At 68.7% G+C, this 22,545-nt stretch carries 15 protein-coding genes and 1 tRNA gene; 7 read left to right on the top strand and 9 right to left on the bottom strand.

What is annotated here, in order from left to right; all coding sequences use genetic code 11:
* Positions 1–105 precede the first annotated feature (105 nt).
* Positions 106–558, bottom strand: a complete 453-nt coding sequence (locus tag ACQP1K_RS06785) for an Lrp/AsnC family transcriptional regulator (protein WP_433500013.1) — start codon at positions 556–558, stop codon at positions 106–108.
* Between the two features lie 148 nt (positions 559–706).
* Here ACQP1K_RS06785 and ACQP1K_RS06780 point away from each other — a divergent pair, with 148 nt between their 5' ends.
* Positions 707–1,672 carry a DMT family transporter gene (locus ACQP1K_RS06780; protein ID WP_433500012.1) on the top strand — a complete coding sequence of 322 codons (966 nt, stop codon included), beginning with the start codon at positions 707–709 and terminating at the stop codon, positions 1,670–1,672.
* A 4-nt stretch (positions 1,673–1,676) separates the two neighbouring features.
* Here ACQP1K_RS06780 and ACQP1K_RS06775 read toward each other — a convergent pair whose 3' ends face one another.
* Both ACQP1K_RS06775 and ACQP1K_RS06770 read right to left on the bottom strand, forming a co-directional pair.
* The gene (locus tag ACQP1K_RS06775; protein ID WP_433500011.1) at positions 1,677–2,567 is read right to left on the bottom strand and encodes a serine/threonine-protein kinase; all 891 of its coding nucleotides are present in this window, start codon (positions 2,565–2,567) and stop codon (positions 1,677–1,679) included.
* A 40-nt stretch (positions 2,568–2,607) separates the two neighbouring features.
* Entirely contained in the window at positions 2,608–4,656 is a 2,049-nt protein-coding gene (locus ACQP1K_RS06770; RefSeq protein WP_433500010.1) for an HsdM family class I SAM-dependent methyltransferase, read from the bottom strand.
* A gap of 58 nt (positions 4,657–4,714) precedes the next feature.
* Here ACQP1K_RS06770 and ACQP1K_RS06765 point away from each other — a divergent pair, with 58 nt between their 5' ends.
* Complete coding sequence (locus ACQP1K_RS06765; RefSeq protein ID WP_433500009.1) at positions 4,715–5,449, top strand: PP2C family protein-serine/threonine phosphatase; 735 nt, start codon at positions 4,715–4,717, stop codon at positions 5,447–5,449.
* Between the two features lie 347 nt (positions 5,450–5,796).
* Positions 5,797–8,544 carry a glycoside hydrolase family 9 protein gene (locus tag ACQP1K_RS06760; RefSeq protein ID WP_433500008.1) on the top strand — a complete coding sequence of 916 codons (2,748 nt, stop codon included), beginning with the start codon at positions 5,797–5,799 and terminating at the stop codon, positions 8,542–8,544.
* 211 nt (positions 8,545–8,755) lie between these two features.
* Here ACQP1K_RS06760 and ACQP1K_RS06755 read toward each other — a convergent pair whose 3' ends face one another.
* The 4 genes from ACQP1K_RS06755 to ACQP1K_RS06740 form a co-directional block, all read right to left on the bottom strand.
* Positions 8,756–9,874: a glycoside hydrolase family 11 protein gene (locus tag ACQP1K_RS06755; RefSeq protein ID WP_433500007.1), complete on the bottom strand. Its 1,119-nt coding sequence runs from the start codon at positions 9,872–9,874 to the stop codon at positions 8,756–8,758.
* A 621-nt stretch (positions 9,875–10,495) separates the two neighbouring features.
* Positions 10,496–11,977, bottom strand: a complete 1,482-nt coding sequence (locus tag ACQP1K_RS06750; protein WP_433500006.1) for a non-reducing end alpha-L-arabinofuranosidase family hydrolase — start codon at positions 11,975–11,977, stop codon at positions 10,496–10,498.
* A 482-nt stretch (positions 11,978–12,459) separates the two neighbouring features.
* Entirely contained in the window at positions 12,460–13,623 is a 1,164-nt protein-coding gene (locus tag ACQP1K_RS06745) for an ADP-ribosylglycohydrolase family protein (protein WP_433500005.1), read from the bottom strand.
* 98 nt (positions 13,624–13,721) lie between these two features.
* Complete coding sequence (locus ACQP1K_RS06740; protein ID WP_433501503.1) at positions 13,722–14,093, bottom strand: response regulator transcription factor; 372 nt, start codon at positions 14,091–14,093, stop codon at positions 13,722–13,724.
* 150 nt (positions 14,094–14,243) lie between these two features.
* Between ACQP1K_RS06740 and ACQP1K_RS06735 the strand changes: the two genes are divergently transcribed.
* A tRNA-Arg gene (locus ACQP1K_RS06735) sits at positions 14,244–14,315 on the top strand.
* A gap of 393 nt (positions 14,316–14,708) precedes the next feature.
* Entirely contained in the window at positions 14,709–15,125 is a 417-nt protein-coding gene (locus ACQP1K_RS06730) for an RNA-binding S4 domain-containing protein (RefSeq protein ID WP_433500004.1), read from the top strand.
* Positions 15,126–15,239: 114 nt separating this feature from the next.
* On the opposite strand, the gene ACQP1K_RS06725 is transcribed toward ACQP1K_RS06730, so the two are convergent.
* Both ACQP1K_RS06725 and ACQP1K_RS06720 read right to left on the bottom strand, forming a co-directional pair.
* Positions 15,240–17,933, bottom strand: coding sequence for a ricin-type beta-trefoil lectin domain protein (locus ACQP1K_RS06725; RefSeq protein ID WP_433500003.1), 2,694 nt, complete (start codon positions 17,931–17,933; stop codon positions 15,240–15,242).
* An 843-nt stretch (positions 17,934–18,776) separates the two neighbouring features.
* Positions 18,777–20,036 carry a cryptochrome/photolyase family protein gene (locus ACQP1K_RS06720; RefSeq protein WP_433500002.1) on the bottom strand — a complete coding sequence of 420 codons (1,260 nt, stop codon included), beginning with the start codon at positions 20,034–20,036 and terminating at the stop codon, positions 18,777–18,779.
* A 278-nt stretch (positions 20,037–20,314) separates the two neighbouring features.
* Between ACQP1K_RS06720 and ACQP1K_RS06715 the strand changes: the two genes are divergently transcribed.
* On the top strand, positions 20,315–20,824 hold the full coding sequence (locus tag ACQP1K_RS06715; protein WP_433500001.1) for a TspO/MBR family protein: 510 nt from the start codon (positions 20,315–20,317) through the stop codon (positions 20,822–20,824).
* Positions 20,825–20,841: 17 nt separating this feature from the next.
* Positions 20,842–22,545, top strand: coding sequence for an SDR family oxidoreductase (locus tag ACQP1K_RS06710; RefSeq protein WP_433500000.1), 1,704 nt, complete (start codon positions 20,842–20,844; stop codon positions 22,543–22,545).

Raw genomic sequence — 22,545 nt, 5'->3', positions numbered from 1 at the left:
ACGGCGCGTCAGCAGCGGCTCGCCGGCCCGGCGTGCTCCGGCCGCCATGGGAATCGCCGGAATACGGGAATCCGAGAAATCCGCTCATCGCGGTCGCGGACGGGATCAGCAGGGGTCGATGACCTTCTTCTGCATGTACTGATAGATCACCGATGTACGCACGTCGGCGAGTTCGGGGCGTTTCGTCAGCTTGTCCAGGACCACCGCATGCAGATGATCGATGTCCCGGACGGCCACGTGCAGGAGGAAATCGTCGTTGCCGGTGAGTACGAACACCGCGATCACCTCGGGCATCCGCTCGACGAACCGCTGAAATTCCTCGATCACCGCCCGGGTCGGCGGCCGTATCCGAACCGCGATCATCGCTTGCAGGTTCCGGCCCAGGGCATGGAGGTCGACGTCGGCGTGGTAGCCGACGAGCACGCCGCGGCGATGCAGTGAACGGACACGCTCCAGGCATGTCGAAGGCGCGATGTCCAGTTCCCGGGCGAGGTCTCGGTTGCTCCGCCGACCATCCTGCTGCAGGAGCCGCACCAGAGCCGAATCTAGTTCGTCCATGTTCCCCCTAGTCCCCGAAATATCGAATTTAGTTCGATGTTATCTTGTTATCGACGTTCAAGATGTTATCTTTTCCTCCCCAGACCGTCATTGATTCGAGCGACGACGGAAACGGCGCACAGGGTACGGCGACCGGGAAGGAGCCCTCGTGCCTGACGAACGGATATCGAAGGCATGGGCGGCGTGCGCCGTGCTGGGCGCCGCGGTGCTGTGGAGCAGTTCATACGCCGTCACCAAGAACGTGCTGGACGATGTCGGGCCGTTGACCATCGGCGCGGTGCGATTCACTCTCGCGGCGATCCTGCTGGCCGCGATGACCTTTCTGATTCGCGGTCCCATGACACGGCCGACCCGCCGGCAGCGGCGGCTGATGTATCTCAGCGGATTACTCGGAATCACCGTCTATTTCATCTTGGAAAACGTCGGTGTGCAGCTCTCCGTCGCTTCCGACGCATCACTGATCGTGGCCACATACCCCTTGATGACGATGCTCCTCGAACTGGTCGTCTTCCGGGCCCGGATGCCGCTCACGCGCGTCGCCGGTGTTCTGCTCGCGGGCGGCGGAGCCGTACTGATCGTGCGCAACGGCGCGGAGGTGGGCGGCGGAGCGCGATGGCTGGGCGACATTCTGCTGCTGATCGGCGGGCTGGTCTGGGCCGGATACAGCCTGCTGACCAAGATGTACGGCGACGGACTGAACGCCGTGGTCACGACATACCACCAGACACTCGCCGGCGCCGGCGGCTTTCTTATCGCGTCGATTCTCGAAATCCGGGACTGGGCGGTCCCGAGCCCGTCCAGCGCGGTCCTTCTCGGCTATCTCGCCGTCGCCTGCTCCATCGGCGGTTTCCTGCTCTACAATCACGGATTACGCGGAATGAAGTCGAGCGCCGCGGTCAACATCCTCAATCTGGTGCCGGTCTTCGGCGTCATCGGCGCCATAGTGATGAATGACGAGACGGTGCGGCTTCCCCAGATCGGCGGCGGCGCGATCATCATCGCCGGTGTCACCCTGGGCCTGCTGGAGAGCAAGCCGCCCTCCCCAGAGAACATCCCGCTGCAGCCGGAGTCCGATCTCGGCGCGCCGTCATCCGCCGGACTCGGCACGGACTGAATCGTCAGCCGATGCGGCCGACCATGCGGGCGTACATCCGGCCGGGGCTCGGTACGGACGGGGAGTTGAGGAAGCCGGGCAGCATGGGGAGATCGACCGCGAAGGGCTGGAGCCGCTCGTACAGCTCGCAGGCGTCGGCCGGCCGGTTCTCCGGCTTCTTCTCCAGCAGGCAGGCGATCAGCCGGTCCAGCGCGATCGGCACGTTCGGGACCCGCGGGGGCCGCGCCTTCACCTGCTTGTCGAAGACCGCGTACTCCGTCGGCCCGGTGAACAGCTGCCTGCCGGTCAGCATCTCGTGCAGAACGCAGCCGAGGGCGTACAGATCGCTCTTCGGCCCGGCGATCCCGCTCTGGATCTGCTCGGGCGACATGTACGCGGGCGTGCCGAGGATCTGCCCGATCCTCGTGAACGGACGGGCGTCCCCCTCCCGGAGCATGGCGAGCCCGAAATCGAGGACCTTCACGCTGCCGTCCGGGCAGAGCATGAGGTTGGTCGGCTTGAGATCGCGGTGGCAGATCGACAGCTCGTGCGCGGCCGTCAGCACGGCGCACGCCTGGGCGGCGATGGCCGCTGCCCAGGGCACCGGAAGCGGGCCGTGCTCGCCGAGCAGGTCGGCGACCGTCACGCCCTCGATGAACTGCATGACCTGGAACAGGCGCTGCTCGAACGTGCCGAAGTCGTAGAGGACCGGCGCCCCCGGGTGCTCCAGCCGGGCCAGGATCCGCGCCTCGCGGATGAACCTGCGCTCCAGTTCCTCGTCCTGGCCGCCGGGAAGCCGGAGGAACTTCACCGCGACCTTGCGGCCGAGATGCCGGTCGTGACCGCCGTAGACCGCGCCCATCCCGCCCTGACCCAGCGGAAGGTCGTCGAGCTCGTAGCGGTCGCCGATGACCACGCACCCCTCCCCTCGCCCTGTTCCGGAAAAAGCTACACCTTCAGGCAGGGGGAAGAAGAGTGCCGGAGATCAACCCCTCGACCCCGGCGCGGGCGAGCGTCTCACCCGCGGCGTTCGCCTCCCTGAGCCCGTCTTCCAGGGCGAGAAGCCGCCGGAACGCCCTGCCGTACGCGCGCTGGCGGGCCATGGGCAGCCGCGGGACGCGGGCGCGGCGAACATCGACCCTGCTCGCTCCGGCCCTGCTGGTCCCGGCCCTGCCCGTCCCTCCGCCTGCGGCGAAGCGCAGGAGGCCCGCGAGGAACTCCGGGTCGATCTTGCCGGGGTCCACCCGGAAGACGCTGAGGTGCGGGCCCAGCACCGCGCCCTCCGCCTCGGCGACCCGGGCCGTGATCGCGGAGGCGACGACGTCCCCGGGCTGGATCGTGACCAGGCCCCCTCCGGACGGCATCGATCCGGACGGCGGCCCGCCCACCGCCAGGTCGTCGACGGTGAGCACGCGGACCGGGCCGTGCGCCTCGGGCAGCGCCTTGAGCGAAGAGTGCCGGACCGTCACCATGCCCGCCTTGGCCAGCTCGGCGATGGTCGTGGCCGAGCCGTGCCAGCCGCCGTCCGCGCGCGCCCCGCCCGCGCCGTCCGTGCTCACCTCGGCGAGCACGGCCAGGTCCGGTACGGCATCGGCCAGCGCGGCCACCGCCTTGCGGAACCGGTCGCGGACGAGGGGGAACTCCCGGGCGTCGCCGGGAGCGGACAGATGCCGGGCGGGGCCGACGTCCACCTCGTCATCGAGGACGTCGACGATGCGTACGGCCCGGCAGCCCAGCGGCGACCCGGACGACTCGGACGACCCAGACGACCCGGACGGCTTTGACGGGCCGGACGACTCAGACGACGCGGCCGGCTCGGTTCTGGCGAGGCAGGCCCGCCACGCCGACTCGACGACCGACAGGTCATCGGAGGCGTCGGCCACGAGGAACGTCGCCGGCCGGGGCTCGCCGGGGACCGGACGGCGCAGCAGCCACAGGTCCGGGCCTCCGGCGGACAGTGTGATCACGGCACGCAGCGCCCCGCCGCGCAGCAGGTTCGACCGGATCCGCCGGCCCGAGCGCCGTCCGGCGGCGGCGACCGGCATCAGGATGGCGACGGGCCCGCCCGGTCGCACATGGGCGAGGCAGTGCTGCACCCAGGCGAGCTCGGACTCGCCACGCGGCGGCATGCCGTATCCCCAGCGGGGGTCGCCGACCAGCTCCTCGTGGCCCCATGCCCGCTCGTTGAACGGCGGATCGCACACGACGGCATCGGCCCGCACCTCGACGAAGCCGTCCGCGCGCAGGGTGTCGCCCGCGACGATGCTCGCGCTGTGCCCGTGCAGCAGCAGCCGTACGGCGGTCAGCACCGCCACGGTCTCGTTGACCTCCTGTCCGAGCAGCCGTACCGGCCGGGGCACGCCGAGCAGCAGGGTCCCCATGCCGCAGGCGGGGTCGAGGATGGATTTCGCGGCGGCGCAGGCCAGCCGCGTCATCACGGCGGCGAGGTCGCTCCGGGTGACGGCCAGGCGCCGGCTGTGCGCCTCGGTGTAGCGCTCGCACAGGAACTCGAACGCCGCGGCGTCGCCCTGCCGCCCGGCCATCTCCGCGATCAGGCGGATCAGCTTCGGGTCCGTGAGGCCGGGGCCGGGCAGCCTGGCCGGAAGGTCGCCGGTCACGGCCGCGACGGCGGGCCCGAGCCGTACGACCAGGCCGGGATCATGGGCGAGCCGCTCCCAACCGGCCGGATCACGTCTCAGGTAGAGCAGGAACGCCCCGGCGTGGCCGACCATCTCCCCCAGTCGCAGATCGCCGGCCGACGCCCGCAGCCGCTGCCAGACCCGGTCGCCGATCGACAGCTCGAAAGACTTGCCGTTGCGGCGCAACCACGCCTCTATCTCGGGAAGGGAGAAGAGCGGGCTGGAGGCGGTGCCACCCACCGGCTGCGGGAAGTCCTCATAGCGGCGGCGCCAGTTGCTGACCGCCGCCCGGCCGACGTCGGCCAGCCTGGCGATCTCGCCTGCGTTCACCGTGGCCTCGTGCGCAGCCGGGATCTCGTGGCTCATGAAGTTGAGGGTAGCATTAAGCTTGTGAAGCGATTCAACCAGTGGTTTACTCAAAACCATGACGCACAACCGAATTCGTCACGCCGCCGGCACTGACGTCGGTCGCTCCCGTAGCAAGAACGAGGATTCCGTGCACGCGGGCGAGCGCGTCTTCGCCATTGCCGACGGCATGGGTGGACACGGCCATGGGGATGTCGCCAGCGCGGTCGCCATCGGGGCTCTGGCAGCGCTGGAGGACGGTCCGCCGCCCGAGGATTCCGTCGCAGCGATCGAGGGAGCCGTGCTTCAGGCCGGCCGCAGACTGAGCGAGCTGGCCGAGCGCGATCCCGCGCTGGAGCGCATGGGCACGACGGTCACGGCCATGCTGTGGGACGGTGCGAGCAGGTTCGCACTCGCACACGTCGGCGACTCCCGGGCGTACCTGCTGCGCGAGGGGAACCTCTACCAGATCACGAGAGACCACACACTGGTCCAGTCGCTGGTGGACGATGGGCGGTTGAGCCCGGACCAGGCGGCCAGACATCCGAACCGTTCGCTGCTGCTGCGGGCACTCGAGACCACCGGCCCCGCCGACCCCGATCTCTCGGTACGCGACGTCGTTCCCGGGGACCGCTACCTGCTGTGCTCCGACGGGCTCACCGCCGTGCTGGATCCCGAGGCGCTGCACCACGTGCTGACGACCATCGGCGAACCCGAGGAGGCGGTGCGCCGGCTGATCGACCTCGCCAATGAGGGGGGCGGACCCGACAACATCTCCTGCATCGTCGCCGACATCGAGGCCGTCGCCTCCTGAACCCCGAACATCCCAAAGATTCTGGACACCCTGACGTCCTGGGCATCCGAACGGAGATTCCGTCCGCCTCGAACGCCTCGAACGCCTCGAACGCCTCGAAGACAGGTACCGTCCTCTTAGCCGCGGATCACACCGCGGGGTGATCTCGTGAAGCCGGTGGGCCCGGCCTCACCGTCCCTCGGAAGAGCCGCACGTCACGCCGCATCGGCGACTGAAACTTTCAGTCGCCGGATCGCCCCTGACCTGGAAGGGCCACCGCGCCCTGGGGACGCCCCTTGGACCACGCCGCCGTCTCGCCGGACGATCCCGATGGGGGGGGTTTCCTCCATCCTCATAAGGGGCACTCGATGCGACTACCGAAACGGCTGCTCAGCGCGGCCACGGCGACCGCGCTGGCCGGTGCGATGCTGGCGATCACGAACATCTCCACCTCCGCCATCGCGGCGGAGCCGAGCTTCAACTACGGCGAGGCACTGCAGAAATCGTTCCTGTTCTACGAGGCACAGGAGTCGGGACACCTGCCCGCGTCCAATCGCGTGAGCTGGCGCGCCGACTCCACGGTCAACGATGGCAAGGCCGCCGGCGTGGACCTGTCCGGCGGCTTCTACGACGCCGGCGACCACATCAAGTTCGGCTTCCCGATGGCCGCGATGACCACGACCCTCGCCTGGGGCGGCGTCGACTACCGGGCCGCCTACGAGAGCTCCGGGCAGCTGCCGTACCTGCTGAACACGCTGCGCCAGGCGGGCGACTACTTCGTCAACGCCCACCCCGAGCCGAACGTCCTGTACGTCCAGGTGGGCGACGGCGGCGAGGACCACTCCTACTGGGGCGCCCCGGAGACGGTGGAGGCCAAGGGGCACAAGCGGCCGGTATACAAGATCACTTCCTCGTGTCCCGGCACCGACGTGGCGGCGGAGACCGCGGCCGCGATGGCCGCCTCCTCGCTGGTCTTCCGGCCGACCGACGCCGCGTACGCCGACAAGCTGCTCACCCACGCCAAGCAGCTCTTCACGTTCGCCGACACGACCAAGGGCGTGAACGGCCGCGACACCGCGTACGTCAACTGCGTCAGCGCGGCCCAGGGTTTCTACAACTCGACCGGTGAGGGCGGCCAGGTCGAGGGCGCGACCAAGATGTACTGGGACGAGCTGGCCTGGGCCGCCGTCTGGCTGTACCGCGCCACCGGCACCGGCGACTACCTCGACCGGGCCCGGGAGTTCTATCCCAAGATGGGCACCCAGGAAGATCCCGGAAGCAACGGGACGCAGGTGCCGGTGTTCAACTTCGGCTTCGGCTGGAACGACAAGCAGTACGCCGTCTACGAGCAGATGGCCGAGCTGACCGGCGAACAGCAGTACAAGAACGACGTCCAGCGCTACCTGGACTACTGGACGGTCGGATACAAGGGTAAGAAGGGCACGATCACCTCGGGCGGCCTGGCGTACATCTTCTACTGGGCCTCGCTGCGCATGGCCGCCAACACCGCCTTCGTCGCGCTCAGGTACGCCGACCACCTCGGTGAGGACGACCCGCTCTACTCGCGCTATCACGACTTCGGCAAGCGGCAGATCGACTACGCCCTCGGCGACAACCCCCGGCACTCCAGCTACATGATCGGTTTCGGCGTCGACCCGCCGCGCAATCCGCACCATCGTGGGGCGCACGGCGCGTGGACCAACGCCGGACCGGACGGCGAGCCGGCGGTCAGCAGGCACATCCTGTACGGCGCACTCGTGGGCGGCCCCGACGCGGCCGACTCCTACACCGACAGCCGCGGCGACTACGTCAAGAACGAGGTCGCGCTCGACTTCAACTCCGGCATCACCAGCTCGCTCGCCGTCCTCTACGGTCAGTACGGCGGAACGCCGCTGACCACGCTGCCGCAGGAGACCCCGGACGGCCCGGAGTTCTACCTCGAGCCGACGATCACGCATCAGGCCCGCGAGACGGCCGCCAAGACGTACATCATCAACAAGTCCGCCTGGCCGGCGACGGTGCTCGAACGGGCGAAGTTCCGCTACTACTTCACGCTCGACGGGTCCACCACGCCCGACCAGGTGACCGTCGGCACCTCCTACACCCAGTGCAAGACGCCGACCGGGCCGCATCCGTTCGAAGGCCGCACCTACTACGCCGAGGTCGACTGCACCGGCACGCTGATCTTCCCCGGCGGGCAGTCCGAGTACCGGCGCGAGGTGCAGCTCAAGATCGGCGTCGCCGAGGGCGCGACCTGGGATCCCGACAATGACTGGTCGGCCGAGGGCGCGGCCAACATGACGCTCTACGACGACGACGGCCGACTGATCTGGGGCACCCCGCCCGGCGCCGAGCCCAGCCCGTCCCCGAGCCCATCGCCGTCCCCGAGCCCGTCGCCCAGTCCGTCTCCGAGTCCGTCTCCGAGTCCCTCGCCCGCGGACACCACGGCGCCGACCGCCCCCACCGCGCTCCGTGTGTGCGGGTACGACTTCGTCGACGCGATCCCGATGTGCTGGACGCCCGCCACCGATGACGTCGGTGTCACCGGCTACGACATCTACATGGAGCAGCAGGACGGCACGTTCTCGAAGTTCGGATCGACCTCCAACACGCTGTACATAGCCGCCGGCCTGGTAGTGGGGCAGTCGTACACCTTCTATGTGGTGGCCAGGGACGCGGCGGGCAACACGAGCCCACCGTCCGATCGCCTCACCGCGATCGGCCAGTCCGGCCTGCCCACTCCGACCCCCTCCCCCAGTCCTTCTCCTTCTCCGTCTCCGTCGCCGTCACCTTCCCCGAGCGCGGCGTGCGAGGTGGCCTACTCGGTCAACGACTGGGGCGGCGGCTTCACGGCCAACCTGTCGATCACCAACGCCGGCACCACGCCGATCAGCGGGTGGACCCTGAAGTTCGCCTTCCCCGGCGACCAGAAGGTCGGCCTGCCCGGTTGGTCGGCCTCCTGGGCCCAGTCGGGGACCGCCGTGACCGCCACGAACCTCGACTGGAACAAGACCATCAACCCCGACCAGTCGGTGCAGATCGGCTTCAACGGCACCTACACCGGCGCCAACCCCAGACCGACCTCGTTCACCCTCAACGGCACCACCTGTTCCTGACCGCTCTTCCCCGATCGGTCAGGCCGACGGGGCACAGCCTGTACTGACTGACGTGCGCCCGGCACCCCCGCCGGGCGCACGTCCGTCTCCCAGGACCGAAAAAATCGCCTCCGGCACGGCGGCTTCCGCCGCACCGGAGGCGCGTCCCTCACCAGGAGGAGGGCATCAGCAGGTGAAATCGGTCTGGTTCAGCAGGCCAGAGCCGTAGGGATCACCAGGTCCACTTCTGGTTGTTGCCGCCCCAGCAGGAGTAGAGCTGGATCTGGGTGCCGTTGCTGGTGCCCGAGCCGGCGGCGTCGAGGCAGAGTCCGGACTGGACGCCGACGATGGTTCCGTCGGAGTTGCGGCGCCACTTCTGGTTGTCACCGCCCCAGCAGGAGTAGATCTGCACCTTGGCGCCGTTCGCTGAACCGGCCGCGTCCAGACACTTGTCGCCGTACACCCGGAGCTCGCCGGAGGAGGTGAAGTTCCACTGCTGGTTGCTCTGCCCGTGGCAGTCCCACAGCTGCACCTGGGTGCCGTCGCTGGTGCTGGCGTTGGGCACGTCCAGGCAGCGGCCGGAGGCGACACCCTTGATCGTCCCGCCACCGCCGCTGGGGGGCGGCGTGGAACCGCCGCCGCCACCGTCACCGCCGCCACCGGAGGTGCTGCCGATGGTCACGTTGGAGTTTCCGCTGCTCTGGTAGCCCTCAGTGGCGAGGATCATGTAGTCGTGGCTGCCGAGGCTCATACCGGCGCGGGCCCACGCGTCGAAGTGGTTGCCGGTGGTGATGGTGCCGCCCGTCCTCTTCTGCTGCCGGACGCTCCAGTACTGGTTGAAGGTCTTGTTGCCCTCGATGGAGGGGGCGTTGTAACGGGTGGTCTGGTAGATGTCGTAGGTGCCGCCGTCGCTGGTGACGGTGCCCTTGTAGGTGCCCGTGGGCCGGTAGGTGCCCCAGTTGTCGACGATGTAGTACTCGACGAGCGGGTTCCTCGTCCATCCGTACAGCGTCAGGTAGGCGTTGCCGGACGGGTTGAAGCTGCCGGAGTAGCTCACGGTCCTGCGGCTACCGGTGCTCCAGCCCTTGCCGGCGACGAAGTTGCCGGTGTTGCGCCAGGAGGTGCTGTAGTTGCCGCCGGACCCCAGCTCCATGGACACGGTGCCCTGGCTGTCGGTCCAGAACGAGTAGAAGTACCCGTTGTTGTTGCCGGTCTGGTTGGTCGTGACGGCCGCCTGGGCGATGCCGGGCGACAGCAACGCCACGGCCACCGCCGAGGCTACGGCGCAGCTACGGCCGGCGAGGCGCTTGACATGGCCGCGTCTCTTCACGTTCGCGGGACGGTCTTTCATACGCGTGCTTCCTCCTCATGAGGGCCGGCGAGGACCGAGCGGCGTGCCACGACCCCGGCGGGGCCTGTCGGTGGCCGAGGGGACGGCCACCACCCGTCGGCGTCGTACAGCGCGGCGCGGGGTTGCCCGGTCGCCTCATGGGCTGCGACCGGAGGACCAGCTGCCGGCGGGTGACGTTCCGAAAGTATCGGCGCGATGGCGAAAGTATCGGACCGAGCCCTTCGGACTGTCAACGGTTCTGAGCATCGACGATGCCGTGTCCGGTTCGATGGGTCCTCGCGCCAATGACATTTGACCTTGTGACCTGCCGCGTGACCTGGCCTCCGGCATCAAGCTGGTTGACAACGCCCCGTGCAGGCCGAAGAAGGTTCCTGTCGAGCACTTCAGGATCGAGGGAGATTTGATTGAAAGTTTCAGCAGAAAGTGTGTCACTCTGCGCCACGCCCGCCGAAGGCGGATGACATCCGGTCGCCCTCCGAGCGCATGAAATCGGGCGGGCCCGGCCTTGTGCCGAGCCCGCCCGCTCCAGCTTCATCCGGTCCTGCCCGAGGGTGATGGTAGCGCTCACATAAGCCGGCTACGACTATGCGAACGTCACCCGGGCAGGACCCGTCACGCCATTCAGCGCTGCAGGGTCAGCAGACCCGGCCGGTAGGGCAGGAGACCGTAGTCGCCGCCGGAGTTGCGGTCACGGCCCTGGTAGAGCAGCTGCAGGTTGCAGGGGTCGACCGTCTTGGTCTGGTCGGGGTTGGCGCGGACCAGGTCACCGTGGCTGATGTCGTTGGTCCAGGTGGCGCCGCTGTTGGCCTTGCCGGCGAAGGGGTTGCTCTCGCTCGTGGCGTTCGGGGTCCACGTACCGTTCAGGCTGGTGGCCGTGAACGAACGGAAGTAGCGGCCCTGCGAACCCATCGCCTCAACGATCATGAGGTACTTGTTCTGGCCCTGGAGCTTGTAGACCTCGACCCCTTCGAACAGGTTGGCCTGGGTGTCGCTCATGATCGTCGTGTAGTTCGAGCCGAAGTTGCCCGGGAAGTTGCCGATGGGCATGCTGGACCGGTAGATCTTGCCGTTGTCCCCGGCGAAGAACAGGTACATGTTGTTGTCGTCGCCGATGAGCGTCTGGTCGATGGGGCCGGTGCCGGAGCCGGAGATACTCGCGGTGGACAGGGTCTGCTGCGACGACCAGCCGTTGGGGTTGGTGGGGTCGCTGGAGGTCCGGTAGGAGAAGGCGGTCCCGCCCCACTGGTAGGCCAGCACCCAGATGTTCTTCGGAGCGAAGTAGAACAGCGTGGGCGCGACAGCGGAGAAGTTCATCGTGTTCTGGCTGGCCGAGGCCATGTCCGACCAGTTCGTGAAGAGGCCGAAGTTCATCGAACCCCAGCTCGAGCCGTAGTCGTGCGTCGTGGCGTAGACGAGGTGCTTGCCGTTGTGGACGACGTTGGTGAAGTCCTTCAGCGAGACCCATCCCGACTTCGGGTTCGCCAGCGAACCCGTCGACGTCCAGCGGTAGGTCGTCGGAAGATCACAGGTGCCGGTCGGCGGGGGTGTGTACGTGGGCGTGGGGTCGGGGTTGGAGCCGGTTCCAGTGCGCCACTGCTGGTTGGTGCCGCCGTGACAGGTCCAGATGTGCACCTTGGAGCCGTTGGTGGTGCCGTACCCGGACACGTCCAGGCACTTGTTCGCCCCGACAGCGGTGATGGTGCCGTCGGAGTTGAGGCGCCACTTCTGGTTGTTCTGCCCGTTGCAGTCCCAGATGATCACGCTGGTGCCGTCGGCGGTGCCGGCACCGTTGACGTCCAGGCACTTGTTGCCATAGACGCGCAGTTCATTGGCGCTGGTGGTGGTCCACTGCTGGTTGGACTGGCCGTTGCAGTCCCAGATCTGCACCTGTGTGCCGTTCGACTGCGACACGCCGGTCACGTCCAGGCACCGGCCCGACCCCACCCCCACCAGCGGCGTGGTCGCCGCCGAGGCGGGGGCCGACCACATCAGGGCGGTGGCGGGGATGGTCGCCAGCGCCGTCAAGACAGAGGTGGCGAGGGCCGTCCGAGGGCGCCGCCCGCGCGCCGTACGGCCCGATGAGGGAACGGATGGAGACTGCATGGTCTTACTCCTTCGGGGGGGATGTACCAGAAACAGCCGCGCTCGGGCACCAGAGAGCTTCGCCGGAGACGGCAGGAGACAGTGCGCTCCGATCTGACGGGCATCGAGGATCGGACTGCCCCGGTTACAGAACAGCGGAAGCGAGCTGCTCGGGAGCCCGTCCTCACAGTGAGTGCGAATCGATTCGCCAACGTATTTGCATCCACTGAGAAGGAGGAGACGCGGTGTACACCGAAGCACATCCAACCGGCCGATCACCTGTCAAGGCTCGCCGTGTTCGGCCGTTCGACGAAGTCCTCGGCGGTAGCGCCCATCGGCGCGCGTTCGCTCCCGTCGACCGAGGCCCGATGAAACGTTCATCCGCCCTCGCCCGCCGGGTCGCCTCCCGTCGGGCCCCATGCGCTCGAACGGACATGAGGCGCGGCGGCCCGCTCACGCCGTGTTCATCAGTGGTCGCGGGCCGGCAGCCGCCTCGGTCGAGGTCAATCCCCCGGATATGTCGCGAGCCGGCCCCCGGAACCGCGGGCGGCCCTGCCGTCGGTCATCTGCCGCGCGAAGTCGTCGGCGAGCTCGGTCATGGCGGCCCGTCCCTCCAGGTGGACCAGCCACTCGCCGGGCAGCGCGAGGTCTCCGTACCTCGCGCCCAGGATGTTGCCGCAGATGGCGCCGGTCGAGTCGCTGTCGCCCGAGTGGTTGACCGCGAGGAGCAGGGCCCGCCGTAAGATGTCGCGGTCCGCCGGCGCCCCGCCGTGCTCCACCAGCGCGCAGTAGACCGCGATGGCGAGGGCCTCCTCCGCGATCCACGCCCCGCCGAGGGACTCCACCTTCTCCGGGGTGGGGTCGCCGCGGTCGGCGAGGGCAACCGCGGCACGCAGCGCCTCCGTGGTCTCCTCGTGCGCCGGGTAGTCGCCGAGGATCTCCATGGCGTCCGCCACGGCCTCACGGATCATGGCGCCACAGACGAGGAAATGGATCAGTACGGCGAAGGCGCCGGCGGCCAGATGACCGGTCGGATGACCATGGGTGATCCGGGCGCATTCCGCCGCCGTCGCGAAGATCTGACGCGGGGCACCCCCGGCCAGCCCGAACGGCGCGGAGCGCATGACCGTCCCGCAGCCCTTGGAGCGGGGATTGACCGGGCCGGGTTCACCGAGCCGTACCTCACCGCCGGCCCCGCCGTCCGCCTGGCCGCCGCGCTGGGCGTCCAGTCCGGACAGACAGGCGTTGCCGGGCGCACGGCGGGCGTAGAGCCACCGTTGCTCGCGCAGGCCGCCGGTACGGAAGGCGTGCCGGTCGTCACGGGCCGGCGGGGCGTCGTACTGCTGGGTGTCCAGCCACCTCAGGTACGCGGAACGGACCACGGAGGGCACGTGGCAGAAACCACGCTGGGCGAACCGGACATTCGCCCGCAGCAGCCCCTCCAGCGTGAAGAGCGTCATCTGGGTGTCATCGGTGATCAGGCCGATCCCGCCGTTTCCGTCCGGGACGAGGCCGGTGATCCCGGCCGGGCCGTACTCCTCCCGGATGCCTCCGAGCGAGGAGAACTCGATCGGCGCACCGAGGGCGTCCCCGATCGCTCCACCCAGGATGCAGCCCCTGACGCGGCTGCCGTACGTCACATGGTCTTCGGCAGGGCGGTCCGCCACCGGGCGCTCCTCTCGCGATCACGTACAGGAAGGCATATCACCTTCCATGTGCCGGAGACACCCCGGTTCCCGTACGCATCCGCCTTCCCGCCCGCCGGTCAGGCGGCGGAGGAGTCGCGGGTCGCCAGGTCGCGGACGATCTGTATCAGCTCGGCCGGGTCGAAGGGCTTCGTCAGGTACGCGTCGACGCCGGTGCCGAGGCCACGCCGGCGATCGTCCTCCTGTGCCCGGGCCGTGATGAGCACGACCCTGATGTGGCTGGTGTCCTCGTCGGTCCTCAGTCGGGTCGCCGTCTCCCAGCCGTCCATCCGCGGCATCATCACATCCAGCGTGATCACGTCCGGGTCGACCTCGGCCACGCGATCGAGGCAGTCCTGCCCGTCGTAGGCGGTCTCGACCTCGAACCCCTCCAACGTCAGGTTTACCGCGATGAGCTGGCGGATGACCTCGTCGTCGTCCACCACCAGCACTCGCCCGATAATCTCGCCCACAGCCGCAAAGTTAACCTCCCGCGAGGGGATCCCGTGCCGGTTTCGTGGATCTCCGGCAGCCGAGGCGCCTCGCCGTCCAAGAGTGTGACGAGACACCCCCGAGGGCTGGTAGCCTTGTGAAGCGGTCAAGCCCCCTTAGCTCAGGGGATAGAGCACCGGCCTCCGGAGCCGGGTGCGCAGGTTCGAATCCTGCAGGGGGCACACAGCAGCGGGGAGACATCTCCCGGTGCCGATCCGCCATCAGGTGGGTCGGCGATTTGCTTTGTGAGCGCCTGTATCGCGGGCAGGGCTTCCGCCGGCGGACGGGGCGTCACGTTCCGGACCGGCCCGACTCCCGGCACATAGCGAACCGATTCGATATGACAGCGGGTCGGCCTGAGATGCCCGCATGCGACGCAGCCGACGGACCGAGACGGATACCCATGAGGTCCCGGGGCGGTGGCGAGCCACCCCGGGCGTCTCCCCGAGCGGACGTCCCCTGTCCGTAGATCGGGCGCCCTCGCACATCGGTGATCAGATCACCCCGGCCGTCCCACGGTCGAGGCCAGGCGGGCTTGCCTGCCGGCAGTGCGCCCCTCTCAGTACAGTGGCGGGATGTCGGGTGAGCAGGTGGGCGCGCGGGTGGACATCTGGATCTGGTCGGTACGGCTGACCAGGACTCGTTCGATCGCGTCCGACGCCTGCCGGGGCGGGCACGTCCGGGTCAACGGGGTGCGGGTCAAGCCCGCGCACGTCGTCCGGGTCGGTGACGAGGTCCGTCTACGGCACGAGGGGCGCGAACGCATCGTGGTCGTCTCCCGCGTCATCACCAAGCGCGTCGGCGCCCCCGTGGCCGCCGAGTGCTACGTCGACAAGAGCCCTCCGCCTCCTCCGCGCGAGGAGGCCGTGGTGGTGGCCGTTCGGGCTCGGGGCGCGGGACGTCCCACCAAACGCGAGCGCCGCAGCATCGACAGGCTGCTCGGGCGCCCGGCGGTGGAGGGGCGGGACCGCCGCCGGGCGCGCCCGGAGTGAGCGGGCATGCCGCATCGAAGTGGATGCGGGTGCCGCCGGGTGGAAGCCCGGCCGTCGATACGGCGGGCCGCGGACGGTGCATGCGACCGCCCGCGGCCCGGGAGAAGCCTCACATCAGTTGCGCAGGCTCCACTGCTGGTTGGTGCCGCCGTTGCACGACCACAGAATGAGCTTCGTGCCGTTGGCGGTGCCGGCCCCGTTGGCGTCCAGGCACAACCCGGACTGGACACCGGTGATGGTGCCGTTGGAGTTGAGGTTCCACTGCTGGTTGGTCTGTCCGTTGCAGTCCCAGATGATCACCTGGGTGCCGTTCGAGGTGCCCTGGCCGTAGGCGTCCAGGCACTTGTTGCCGAACACCTGCAGCTGCTTGCCCGACGTGTACGTCCACCGCTGGTTGGTCTGCCCGTGGCAGTCCCACAGCTGCGCCTGAGCGCCGTTGGTCGACGAGGCGCCGGTGACGTCCACGCATCGACCTGACTGGCCGCCCACGATCATGACGTTCTGCTGGCCGCCTCCGCTGCCGTTTCCTTGCCTGACGAGCGATTTCGACTCAGCCGATCGGTTGCCCTGGGCGTCGACGACGTAGAGCCGATACTCACCGGTCGACGTCGGAACGGCGATGGAGGTCGCGGTTCCGTCCGCCCGGGTCATCGTGTTGCCGGCGGCGAAGGAGGTCGTGCCCGACGGGGCCAGCCAGACCGTCTTGCTCGCATCGCCGGTGCTGCGGATCGGAATCGAGGTCACACCGGCGCCGACGAACGTGCTGGCGGGCAGGACGTAATCCGGCAGAGAAAGATTGCTCTGCGGGATGATGTTTCTGTACGCGTCCTCGAGTCCGGAGTTCACGGCGATGCCGTAGGCCTGCGACGGCCAGACGTAGTCGGAGGATACGAGGATGTCCTGGACCGTGCTGTTCGGCAGGTTCTTGTTGGAGACCTTGTTGATGGGCCCGTACGTCTGCGTGATGCTCAGGTCGTGCTTCCGCCCGAAGTCATCGGAGTTGATCAGCCACGTGACGTTCTTGTCCACGCTCAGGACGTTGTCGCGGAAGGTCATGTACGCGGAGCCCTCGTCCGGGTGGAGTCCGTACTTGTGTCCGGACGGAACGCCCTGCAGATAGTTGTCGGTGATCGTGGTTCCCGGCTGGCTGCCCAGCGTGTAAATGGGAGCCGTATCGCTCAGGCGCTGCACCGTGTCGATGATGTGGTTGTGGCTGATGGTGTTGTTCTTCGCCGTGGTGGTCGGCCGGTTGGGCGCGATCGAGCCTGACGATCCGTCGAAGTTCCACCACCCCCAGCCGAGCGTTATACCGGACCACGGGGTCTTCTCGATGCGATTGTGCTGGATGGACAGGCCGTCGGCGAAGTACGCCGAAATGGGGCTGTGCCCGTTGAACAACACGGCACTGTCGTAGATGTAGTTGTTCTTGATCTCGATGTTCTTGGGCGCTCCTTCGACCCCCACGGGATACTTCTCGCGATTGGCGGAGGTGTAGTCCCCGATGTAGACATGCTGGGGGTGGCCGACCGAGATGGCGGATCCGGCGATGTCGTTGGTGTAGTTCCCGATCAGCTGCGTGTTCACCACGTCGTTGGCCATGCTGATTCCGTCGACGCCGGTGTGCTGTATCCGGTTGTTCTGCAGCACGAGCCCGTCGGCGTTCTCGATCTGAATCATGCCCGGCGCCAGGTCGACATTGCGGTAGTAGTAGGCGTGGAAGTTCTGCCTGGCGTATGCGAGCGCGCCGAGATTGCCCTGCTGGGCCTGCTTGAGCACCGAGCCGGCCACGTTGAACAGGTTCCAGTCGGAGTGCTGGACCGTGAGGCCGGAGAACGTGATGTTGCGGGCGCGGCTGCTCGTGGAGGTGCCGGCGACCTTGATGAGGGTGGACACGTTGTTCGGTGCCCAGACCGCCGCGTTCGTCATGTCCTCCGAGCCTGCCTTGTAGTAGTACAAGGTCTTGCTCGACTTGTCGAAGTAGAACTCGCCCGGCGCGTCCAGGAACTCGTAGGCGTTCATGACCTTGTGGGTGCCGCCGATCTGGGCGTTCCCGTTGAAGGCGCCCTGGGCGATGGCCGCTCCCGGCTGCTGGAACAGGGCTACGCGATTGGAGCCGTCAGAGGTGACCTGCCGGACTCCCACGATGGCCGTGGTCCAGGTCGTCGACGTCTCTATTTCGATGTCGTCCTGGTTGGCGGCGACGGCGGGAAAATCACTCGGATTGTATTTCGCCCCCGCGCACTGCGAACCCGATTCCCACGCCCAGGAGGCCTGCCCCGCCGTGATGGTGTAGTTTCCGTAGCACCCCAGCGAGCTTATCGTTTTGGACGCCATGTGCGCCCGCTTGTCGTTGACATAGAGCGCACGGAGCTTGTTGGTGCGATTCAGCGGGGCTTTCCAGATGTTGCCGCTGTGCTGCGTCCATCCGGTCACCTGGACGCCTCCGCTGAGGATCGGCGTCTCGTTCTGGTACGCGGCGTATATGACCCGGTGACCATTCGTGCCGGAGTCGGCCGGCGTGAAGTCGATTGTGCTGCCGACCGGGTAGTTCCCCCCGCGGAGGTACACGTAGATGTCGCCTGACATGTTGGCGTTCACCGTGCGAACGACGTCCCTCGCGCGCTGCAGGGTTCTGAACGGTGATGTGATCGTCCCCGGGTTGGCGTCATTGCCGTCGGGGGCGACGTAGTAGGTCGCCTGGGTCGCCGCCGAGGCCGGGGTACTACCTGAGGCCGGCAGCAACACGGCGGCGACGAACACCGCGAGCGCTGCTAACGCCTTCTCAGTGGTGGACAGGGCTGACTTCACGCTCTGTTCCTTTCGCTGGTTCCGAGCACATTTCCGCCGCGAAATCACCCCGCCGTGACAGAACTCATCGGGATGTGCCATCGCGCGGGCGGGGCGCCTTTGTCTTGCTGTCGCGGACGTCGATAGAAGGGCCGTGCACCGTGGGAGCCGAGGGGCCGGCCACCCTCACGCCATACGCGGCGATCGCCCTGGAACGCGGGCCTCGGCAGGCTCGTCGCCGGGACGTCGCCGCTCGGTCGGCGAAGATCGCCGCAGAAAGCGCGGCGACGTCGACGGTCGCCGCCGCCGTGGTGGTGGTGGTGAAGCGTCACGGTTCAGCGGCACGCTCATTGAAGCTCCTGATGGCGAGTCGGGGGGTGATACTCGCGGCCGAGTGCCGGCTGTGCCGCCACGGCTGGTCCGCCGCCGCGGTACGGCCGCCATTCGCCGGACACCCTGATGCAGGGCATGCGGTCAAGAGGGTGCCTCCGAAGGCGAGAACGCGATCGGGTTGTCCGGAGGACATCCCATGAGTAGGCTCGATTTTCGTACAACGTATGACGTCTGATGTGTTGGGTCAAGAAACAATCGCACGCGCCCGGTAGCCTGGCCCCGGATCACAGGACGGCCGACGATTCGCGCGGAAATCGGCTGAAACTTTCACCGGCAGAGGGCCGGGCGCCGGCATGGCGACCGCGAGGTGTGCGCCTTGCCTTCCTCATTCATCCCCTGGGCGCGACGTGGCCGCGGAGAGTCATCCCATCTTTGGTCCACGCGGAAGGGTTCTGTCGCCGTCTCCCTCGCACAGCTCACCCGTGCGCCCGCCCTCCGCTGAACGCGGGAACGCGAGGGCCGACCGGAAGGTCAGTCGACAGGGGTGATCGGGGCCGGATAGCCGGCGACCTGCCTGGACAGGCGCCAGGGCGTACGCGCCTCGGGCGTGGGCAGGCCGGCCAGCTCCGGGACGTACCGGCGGATGTAGGCGGCGTCGTGGTCGAACCGGGCGGCCTGCCGGACGGGGTTGAGCCGGCGTCCTGGGCGGGTGGAGTTTCCGGTGCCGGCGACCCACTGCCAGTTGCCCGAGTTGTTCGCCACGTCCCCGTCGAGCAGCAGGTCGAAGAAGTGCCGGGCCCCCGTCCGCCAGTCCACGCCCAGGTGGTTGACGAGGTAGTCAGCGACGATCATGCGTGCCCGATTGTGCATCCAGCCTTCGGCGAGCAACTGGCGCATGCCCGCGTCCACGATCGGGACGCCGGTCATGCCCGCTTTCCACATCTCCACCGCGTGCGCGTCGTCGCGCCACCGCCTGGGGCGTGGCCGGTAGTCGTCCCGGTTGATCCGCGGGAACGCCAGGGTCACCTGGTGGAAGAAGTCACGCCAGCACAGTTGCCGGACGAACTCCTGGCGATCGCCGGCCGCCGCGGCGAGTTCCAGCGGGGACAGGCATCCGAAACGCAGGTACGGGCTCAGCCGCGAGGTGCGGTCGCCGGCGAGGTCGTCGCGCCCGTCGGCGTAACCGTCCAGCCCCTGCGACGACCAGGACTTCAGGCGGGCTCGAGCCGCCGACTCCCCGCCCCGCGCAGCGGGATGCGGTGAAGGGCCCGGCAGGTCCCCGGCGACCAGGCCGGGCGGCAGCGGAACGTGGGACGGCGCCGCGAGCACCGCTCGGCGTGTCCAGCCGGACCACGCCCGCCAGTAGGGCGTGAAAACCCGGTAGTGCTCCCCTCCGCCCGATGGTCGCAGCGCACCGGGAGGGACGACCGTCAGGCCGGGAAAGAGGCGGAAGTCGATCCGTTCGCCGGCGAACCGGCGCTCCCGTGTGCGGCCGAGCTCGCTGACGTCGCCACCGGCGAATATCGCGCCGGCCTCGACCTCGCGGACCAGCCGCATCGTCTCGGCCACGACATCGCCCCGCCGCACGATCAGGTCACCGTGCCGGGCCCGCAGCGACTCGCGTAGGTCGGCCAGGCAGTCGAGCAGGAAACCGGCCCGGCAGCCCGCGGGCACCGCGGGATCCAGGACGAACAGTGGCACAACGCGACCACCGCGCTCGCACGCGGCCGACAGCGCCGGATGATCGTGCACCCGCAGATCCCTGGTGAACAGCACAATCACGGTGTCCACACATCCAGTATTCCGATGCCGACGCCCCGCCGGACGCGCAGGTGCGCCGGACTACCGCTCCCCCGGCCGGCGCCGCATCTCGGCCAGCTCGGCTTCGAGCCGGGCGACCTCCTGCTCCAGCCGCAGGATGCGGCGGCACCTCCGTCAATGAGGCGGGGCCGGAGCCGGACAGGGGGTTAACGGACGGCACAGCGGGCACGGCCACTCAGGCGGCGCGCTGCTGTCCGCTGACCGCCGGGCTCTCGCACCGGCTTCTCGACTGACGGGATCGGCACGACATGGGCTCACACGTCATCGACGCCCCGGGAACGATTCTGAAGACGGCGCTGGCGGTGGGCGCCGCCGCACTCACCGGCAGGTGGGCCGCGAACCCCGGCTCGGCCTGGTATCGGCGGTTGCGCAAGCCTCCGTGGCAGCCGCCCGAGCGGGCCTTCGGCCTGGTCTGGACACCGTTGTACGCGCTGATCGTCTATGGCGGCGCCCGTGCCTCGGCGCACGGCGACGATGGGCAACGTGCGGCGCTGAGTCGCGCGTTGGCCGCGAACCTGCTCTTCAACGCCGCCTGGCCGGTGCTGTTCTTCCGCCTCCGCGCCCCGCGTCTGGCCCTGGCCGAACTCCTCGCTCTCAACGCGTCCAACCTGGTCCTCATCCGCCGTGCCCTGGCCGCCGACCGCCCGGCCGGGCTGCTCCTGACGCCCTACGCCGGGTGGACGGTGTTCGCCACGGCCCTGAACGCCTCCCTGTGGCGGCGGAACCGGACGACGCCCGCGGCGACCGGCGGCGACTAGGCGATCGGGCTCGGGGGGTGATTCACGTGCTCCGCTGTCTGGTGACCGGGGCGACGGGCTACATCGGCGGGCGGCTGGTGCCGGAGCTGCTCGACGCCGGCCATGCCGTACGCTGCATGGCCCGCACTCCCCGTCGGCTCCGCGACCACGACTGGCACGACCGCGTGGAGATCTGCAAGGCCGACGCCACGGACTACGCCGAGACCAGGGCCGCGCTCGAAGGCGTCGACGTCGCCTACTACCTGATCCACACCATGGGCTCGGCGGGCGACTTCGCCAGCCAGGACCACACGGCGGCGACGACCTTCGCCGCGGCGGCCGAGGACGCGGGGGTGGGCCGCATCGTCTACCTCGGCGGCCTCACCCCGGCGAGCGATCCCTCACCGCACATGCGCTCCAGAGGCGAGGTGGCGCGGATCCTACTCGGCTCCGGCGTCCCCACGGCGGTGCTCCGCGCCGCGATGATCATCGGCTCGGGATCGGCGTCGTTCGAGATGCTGCGCTACCTCACCGAGCGGCTGCCCGCCATGACCACCCCCGCCTGGGTGCGCACCCGGACCCAGCCGATCGCGATCCGTGACGTGCTGCGCTACCTCGTGAGGTGCGCCGAACTGCCGAAGGAGGTGCATCGGGAGTTCGACATCGGCGGCCCCGACATCATGACTTATCAAGACATGATGCGCGGATACGCCGCCGTCGCCGGGCTGCCGCCCCGGCTGATCATCCCGCTGCCCGTGCTGACCCCACGCCTGGCCAGCTACTGGGTGGGATTCGTCACCCCGGTCCCCGCGAGCGTGGCCCGTCCGCTGGTGGAGTCGCTGCGCAACGAGACGATCTGCCGCGAGCACGACATCGCCCGTCACGTTCCCGACCCGCCCGAGGGACTGATCGGGTTCGAGCAGGCCGTACGGCTCGCCCTCCGCCGCATCAAGGAAGCCGGCGTCGCCACCCGCTGGTCGTCGGCCTCCACCCCCGGAGCCCCGAGCGATCCGCTGCCCAGCGACCCCGACTGGGCCGGCGGCGATCTGTACGTGGACGAGCGGCACCGGGCCGTCGACGCCCCACCGGAACATCTGTGGCGGGTGATCGAGGGCATCGGCGGGGACAACGGGTGGTATTCGCTGCCCGTCGCCTGGCGGATCCGCGGCTTCCTCGACCGTCTCCTGGGTGGCGTCGGCCTGCGCAGAGGACGGCGCGACCCCTACCGGCTCCGCGTCGGCGACGCCCTCGACTTCTGGCGGGTGGAGGAGGTCGTGCCCGGCTCCCTGCTCAGGCTGCGTGCCGAGATGCGGCTGCCGGGGCTGGCCTGGCTGGAGCTGACCTGCCGGAGGGCCGACGGAGGCAGCGTGTACGGCCAGCGGTCGATCTTCCATCCGCACGGCCTGCTCGGCCACCTGTACTGGTGGGGCATCACCCCGTTCCACGGACTGATCTTCGGCCGCATGCCGGGGAACATCGCCGAAGCCGCCGGCCGGCAGGCCGGACACGCGGCCACGCCTCCCGCCGCCCAGCCCGCCGAGCAGCCCGCCGAGCAGGGCGCCGAGCAGGGCGCCGGACTGGGCGCCGGACTGGGCGGACAACGCAAAAAGGGGCGGGACTCCGGTTTCACGGAGTCCCGCCCGTTCTCTCGACGACGCCCACGCGTCGTGCACCGTGCCGTCGGCGACATGGTCACCGATCGCGAGCGGCCCGACCGGCCCGATGGATCACAGACGCATTAG

The sequence above is a fragment of the Sphaerimonospora sp. CA-214678 genome, from assembly GCF_050942215.1.
Taxonomy (GTDB): domain Bacteria; phylum Actinomycetota; class Actinomycetes; order Streptosporangiales; family Streptosporangiaceae; genus Sphaerimonospora.
The sequence above is the reverse complement of the archived record's forward strand: the minus strand, read 5'-3'. Positions and strand labels throughout refer to the sequence as shown.